Source organism: Egibacteraceae bacterium (assembly GCA_040905805.1).
Lineage (GTDB): Bacteria > Actinomycetota > Nitriliruptoria > Euzebyales > Egibacteraceae > DATLGH01.
Window position 1 is genome coordinate 1 of sequence record JBBDQS010000092.1, and the last position, 4,970, is coordinate 4,970.

Genomic DNA, 4,970 nt, shown 5'->3' on the forward strand with positions numbered 1-4,970 from the left:
GGACGCTGACCAGCCAAGCGGCGACATCAGCGGCTGCGCCGTCGAGCACGCCGTCAACCACACGGAATCGGTTGATCGCGGCCGCCGCCGGGGTTGACCGGTCCCAGCCGGCCGCCACCCGCACCACCGTCGGGACCACGGCGGTGACGTCAGCCCCTCGCCGTCGCCGCTGGGTGACCGCGGTGAGATGGGCCAGGACCTGACGGTGCGTGCGGTGGCCGTCGTCACGCAGCGCCTGCACCGCGGTGTTGTCCAGCACGACCGCTCTCACGTGGCAGCGGCGAGCTGCGCCTCGGCCCACAGCAGCACATCGTCGGCGTCAGCGCCGGGCCGGCGCTGCACGACGTCGTCGGCCGCGCGCTCGATCAGGTCCGGTCGGTCGGCCAGCGGCGAGCTGTCCTGGGCGGCGAGCGCGAGCGCGACCTCGGCCAGCGACGGCCGTGCGTGCGGGTGCTGGTCGACGTGGGCGTGCAGGGCCGCCTCCATCACGACGGTCTCGAGGAACCGTCGCAACGACGCGGCGGTGAGCGTCGTCGTGCTGTCCGCCACGCCAAGGTGTCGTACAGCCAGCGCGGCGGCGTCGCGCAGGCACGTCGGTAGCCGCATCGAGGTGTTCACGGTGGCGCCCGCGTCAGCATCAAGCAGGCGGTTGATCTCGTCGAGGACCTCGAGCTCCACCATGAACCCGACTGTACCACTCGATCGTGGTACGGCCGCTGTGCGAGCAGCATCGTGCGCCGCTCACTGCCTCGGCAGCCCAGCGGAGAGGTGGGCCCACGCCGCGGCGGCGAAAGGGCCGCGTCAGCGGCGTTGCGCGGGTGCAGCCCCACTGGCCGCCCCGCGAGTAGGTAACGACAGGACCGCCCGAGCTTTCGTCATCGGCTGTGGGGCATCCCTGTCAAACAACCCGCAGCAAGTCCGTACCGAGGCACCCACGCGTCGTTCAGCGACGCGCAGGGGTCCCGCGGGCCAGTCGGTTGCGCGGACGCCGTCCCCGCCAGTCGGCGTCGCCGATCCGGTCGAAGTCATCGCGGACCCACTTCGCACGACGGCTGGTCCCGTCGTCTCCAATCACCTGCAGCACCGCTCCTTCGGCGACGCCACTCCGCCTAAAAGCCGACCGCCGCGTCAGCTCCTCGAGCCGGGACACGTCCCCAACCGGTCCCCGGAGCAGGAGCGGTGGAACCGGCAGCGCGGCACCCGCCGCCCGCGCGTCACGCTCCTCCAGCGGCGCCCACCCTCGCTCCGACGTCCAAATGTCCAGCACGACGAGGTAGTCCGGGAGCGCGTCGTAGAACAACGAGTGCGTCAACCACAGCCACTCTCCGTACACTGCGCAGCCCCCATCGAGAAGCGCCAGCAGGTCGTGGCGGCGCTCCGCGCCCCATGCTCGCAGCCGGCCCAGTTGGCCGGCACGGTCCATGCCCCCCGCCCCGGCCCGGGAGGCCACTTGGAGGGTTCCTCGCTCGTCGAACCAGAGGGCTACGTTCGCGCCGTCCAGCTTCTCCTCGACTGTGGCGGAGACACGCAACCACCAGGACAGCTCGGAGGGCGGGACACGCAGGTCGCGCTCGCGATCACCGAGAAGATAGGGGATGCGCGGGAAGCTCGGCGGCGAGACCGTCATGCGAAGGCGCCCAAAGCAGCATCGAATGTCCAGATCTCCACCTGGCTGCCCTTGGCCACTCGTGACCGGTACCGGTCCCGCTCGACCAGGATAGCCAGGTCGCCGCAGCCCAGGGTTGCGTTGACGCAGTGATCAACGAGGCTCGTGGATGTGGCAGCCCCCGTGAGGAGTCGATGCAGGAAGTCCGCGTCCCAGCCCATCTCGTGGAGCACAAAGGGAGCTCGGCCCTCGATGACGGCCTGCAGCATGACGGCGAGCCTCGTTGCGCACCCGCGACGATCGTCTCCGCCGGCAAGCTGTGCGATGTGGTTGCGCGCTGCTGGTTCTTGCCAGGCACGTCGAGGAGGTTGGTCAGGACCGAGGTGTCGAGGAAGCACACCTGCACCGGTCAGCCCAACCCGAGGAGGCGCTCGAAGTCCCCGTGGTCCTGCTCGGTGGATACAGTCCGCTGGAGCAGGCCGCGCGCAACGGCTTCACCGAGGCTGCCGGTCGCCATCGCAGCGGCGTAGCCCGGCAGTTCCGGCAGTGGGCGCAGGCGGCTGGTGCCCGTCGCCGGGTCGCGGTCGCACACGATGACGTGGTCGTGGTCTTCCCCCGCGAGTGCCGAGAGGAGCGCAGGTGAATGGGTGGTGGCGAGCGTCTGGACCTCTCGACGCCGCCCCTCCCGGACAAGCAGCTCGAGCACCCTGGCTGCCTGGGTGGGGTGCAGCCCGTTCTCCAGCTCCTCGATGACCAGGGTCCGCCCTCCCGTTGCCTCCATCTCCGAGGTGCGTTCCCGCACCTCAGGCTGCCCGGAGCTCAGCAGCGCCGTGGCGATGGCCAGGAAGCGCAGCATGCCGTCACTCATCAATCGGGCGGGGATGACGACAGCGCGCCGTCGCTGGCGCTCCTTCACCGCGAGCATGACGTCGCCCAGCGGAGAGCGTTCGACCACCAGCTTGGTGAGCTCGTGCTCGGGCAGTGTGGCGAGAAGGCTCTGGAGCTCATCGAACGCGTCCCGGTCGGTCGACGAGAGGTGACGAACGGCGGCCGACAGGTTCTCCGCCGTCCTGCGCAGGACCACGTCGCGCTCCTGGACGTACTGGCGCATGAGGTGGGGGACGGGGTCCAGGTGGAAGACACCAGCCAGCCCCGAGAGCATCTGGTCGGCCGCCTGGTGAACCGCCCTTCCCGCCGCCGAGGTGGCGGGCACCCGGGTTGCCACCTGCGAGGTCAGCAGGCGTGAGGCCCGAAACGGCAACACCGGGTTGGGACCCTGCTTGTTGTTCCACCAGGCGGCGTGGATGTCGGCCCGTTCCGGATCGCCACCAGTAGTCTCGAGCAGCACCTTCCAGCCGTGCCGCGTCTGGCCGCACAGCTTCTCCTCCATGACCTGCACGGTGGGGGCGATCTGGGACCCGCACGTCAAGCGACACCGACACGTCACCGGTCCGCACCGAGCACCCCAGCGCGAAGCTGGGCTGCTTGTAGGGCGCGCATCCTTCCGCGCCCCCTCGGACGGGTCCGGTGTCGCGTCGCCCACCCTCGAGCGCATCGCGAACATCGTCACCCTTGGCGAGGCGTGACAGCACCTCCAGCGCGTCCAGGGCGTTGGACTTGCCGGCCCCGTTGCGGCCGATGAGCAGTGTCAGCGAGCCGAGAGCAAGCCGCGCCGTGTCGAAGCTCTTGAACGACTCAAGGCGCAGCTCGCCGATGACGGATGTCTCGCTCGGTCCCATCCAGCGACCTTAGCAAGCGGCCTGCGAGGTGGGGGCGGCCACCGAGACGCCTGTGGACTGTGGCGCTCGCTCGCGAGACCCTTGGGCACCAGGGGGTTACCGCAAGTAACCCCTCGCCCGGTTGCGTCCGTGGCGCGCCCCCGCAGGGTCAGGTGGCGCGACCCCCGTCACGCCGCATGCGCCCTGGTGATGGCCGGGCCGCGGTGCTCGCGGAGCCGGCTGGCGTCGGCGTGGCGCGCGGGCGGAGACGGCGTCGGCAAGGCCGGACCGAGTCGGTCTCGGGCCCCGGGCCGGTAGGCTGGCGTTGTCCACAGCCAGCACGCAGTCAAGGTCCCAATAGCGCAGCCCCGTCGTAGCCTTGAGGACATGACCGAGGTCCAGGTCCGCCCGTGCGCCGCACCGAGTACGACCTGCTGGTCGACTACGACGTGTTCGGCGACGAGCGCATCCAGCTGCTCGACGGGCAGCTCGTGACGATGAGCCCGCAGACAGCGCGCCACGCCGGCATCGTGGAAGCCCTCAACGAGCGGCTGATGCCCGCGCTGGTCGGCACGGCGCGGGTGCGCCTGCCGATGGCCGCCGGCGAGCACTCCGAGCCCGAGCCCGACATCGCCGTGGTCCCCGCCGACGAGCCCCGCGACCGCCATCCCCAGCGGGCCCTGCTGGTCATCGAGGTCGCCGACTCCTCGCTGGCGCTTGACCTCGTGCGCAAGGCACGCATCTACGCGGCGGCCGGCGTACCGGTCTACTGGGTGATCGACGTCGCCGGCGACGTCGTCCACGTCCACACCGACCCTGGTGGGCAGGGCTACGCGTCGGTGACCCGCCACAGCGCCGACGAGACGCTCGACGCCTGCGGGGTCAGCGTGGCCCTGCGCGAGCTGCGCAGCACCTAGCCCGACAGGAGGACGCCGATGGCGACGTCGCCGGCCACAGCATGGCCCACGCCCAGCTGCGCGCGCTCGACACCGCCGGGGTGCTCGACCGCTTCGGGCTGTACCCCGAGATCATCGGCGGTGAGCTGGTGATCGGCGGGTCGCCCTCGACCCGCCACCGCGCATCGTCACGCGTCTGGTGGTCGACCTGGGTGTCGACGCCGACACGCACGGCGGCGCGGTGCTCACCGGCCCGTTCGCGGTCGAGCTCGACCCCGACAACTCGACCAGGCCCGATGTCACGTTCGTACGCGCCGAGCGCGTCGACCGCATCGCCGAGGACGGCCTGTCCGTCGCCGCCTACCTGCTCGTGGAGGTGACCTCGCCGGGCACCGCCAGCATCGACCGCACCGCCAAGCGCGATATCTACCAGCGGCTCGGCGTCGCCGAGTACTGGGTGGTCGACCTTGACGGCGACCGGGTGCTCGTCCACCGCCTCGGCGAGGCCGGCTACGGCCAGCCCGGCGCACACACGCGCGGCAACGTCGTCGAGCCCGTCGCTGCCCCGGGCCTGACCGTGGCGGTCGCGCGCCTGCTCGACGCCTGACCCCGTATCGGGCACGCGCACCGGGCACCCGCGCGGAGTCACACCCCCATGGGTCCGCGTCGTGGACCAGCGCGGCCGTGGACCAGCGCGCTGACCTCGCGGATCAGCTCGCCGCTCGCGCTGGGGATGGCGACCAGGGGCGC

Annotated in this window: 8 protein-coding genes; 2 read left to right on the forward strand and 6 right to left on the reverse strand. The window is 71.2% G+C overall.

Going from position 1 to position 4,970, the window contains the following annotated elements:
• The 5 genes from WD250_09960 to WD250_09980 all read right to left on the reverse strand — a co-directional run.
• Positions 1 to 271, reverse strand: a 271-nt coding sequence (locus WD250_09960; GenBank protein ID MEX2620532.1) for a hypothetical protein, incomplete at its 3' end; no start/stop codon positions are given.
• The gene (locus tag WD250_09965; GenBank protein ID MEX2620533.1) at positions 268 to 681 is read right to left on the reverse strand and encodes a hypothetical protein; all 414 of its coding nucleotides are present in this window, start codon (positions 679 to 681) and stop codon (positions 268 to 270) included. The genes WD250_09965 and WD250_09960, both read right to left, overlap by 4 nt.
• 262 nt (positions 682 to 943) lie before the next feature.
• Complete coding sequence (locus WD250_09970) at positions 944 to 1,627, reverse strand: RNA ligase family protein (GenBank protein MEX2620534.1); 684 nt, start codon at positions 1,625 to 1,627, stop codon at positions 944 to 946.
• Positions 1,624 to 1,875: a hypothetical protein gene (locus tag WD250_09975; GenBank protein MEX2620535.1), complete on the reverse strand. Its 252-nt coding sequence runs from the start codon at positions 1,873 to 1,875 to the stop codon at positions 1,624 to 1,626. Before WD250_09975 ends, WD250_09970 begins: the two co-directional genes overlap by 4 nt.
• A gap of 140 nt (positions 1,876 to 2,015) precedes the next feature.
• Complete coding sequence (locus tag WD250_09980) at positions 2,016 to 3,035, reverse strand: ATP-binding protein (GenBank protein MEX2620536.1); 1,020 nt, start codon at positions 3,033 to 3,035, stop codon at positions 2,016 to 2,018.
• A 699-nt stretch (positions 3,036 to 3,734) separates the two neighbouring features.
• On the opposite strand from WD250_09980, the gene WD250_09985 reads away from it, so the two are divergent.
• Entirely contained in the window at positions 3,735 to 4,241 is a 507-nt protein-coding gene (locus WD250_09985) for a Uma2 family endonuclease (protein ID MEX2620537.1), read from the forward strand.
• Here the strand turns inward: WD250_09985 and WD250_09990 are convergent.
• Positions 4,238 to 4,399, reverse strand: a complete 162-nt coding sequence (locus tag WD250_09990; GenBank protein ID MEX2620538.1) for a hypothetical protein — start codon at positions 4,397 to 4,399, stop codon at positions 4,238 to 4,240. The two genes, WD250_09985 and WD250_09990, sit on opposite strands and share 4 nt — an antisense overlap.
• A 20-nt stretch (positions 4,400 to 4,419) precedes the next feature.
• Between WD250_09990 and WD250_09995 the strand changes: the two genes are divergently transcribed.
• The gene (locus WD250_09995) at positions 4,420 to 4,827 is read left to right on the forward strand and encodes a Uma2 family endonuclease (protein MEX2620539.1); all 408 of its coding nucleotides are present in this window, start codon (positions 4,420 to 4,422) and stop codon (positions 4,825 to 4,827) included.
• The last annotated feature ends 143 nt before the right edge of the window (positions 4,828 to 4,970 follow it).

What these genes read in the sequence shown, in the direction of transcription:
- WD250_09965 (MEX2620533.1), bottom strand. Translation starts at nt 681, where the DNA reads ATGGTGGAGCTCGAGGTCCTCGACGAGATCAACCGCCTGCTTGATGCT.
- WD250_09975 (MEX2620535.1), bottom strand. Translation starts at nt 1,875, where the DNA reads ATGCTGCAGGCCGTCATCGAGGGCCGAGCTCCCTTTGTGCTCCACGAG.
- WD250_09970 (MEX2620534.1), bottom strand. Translation starts at nt 1,627, where the DNA reads ATGACGGTCTCGCCGCCGAGCTTCCCGCGCATCCCCTATCTTCTCGGT.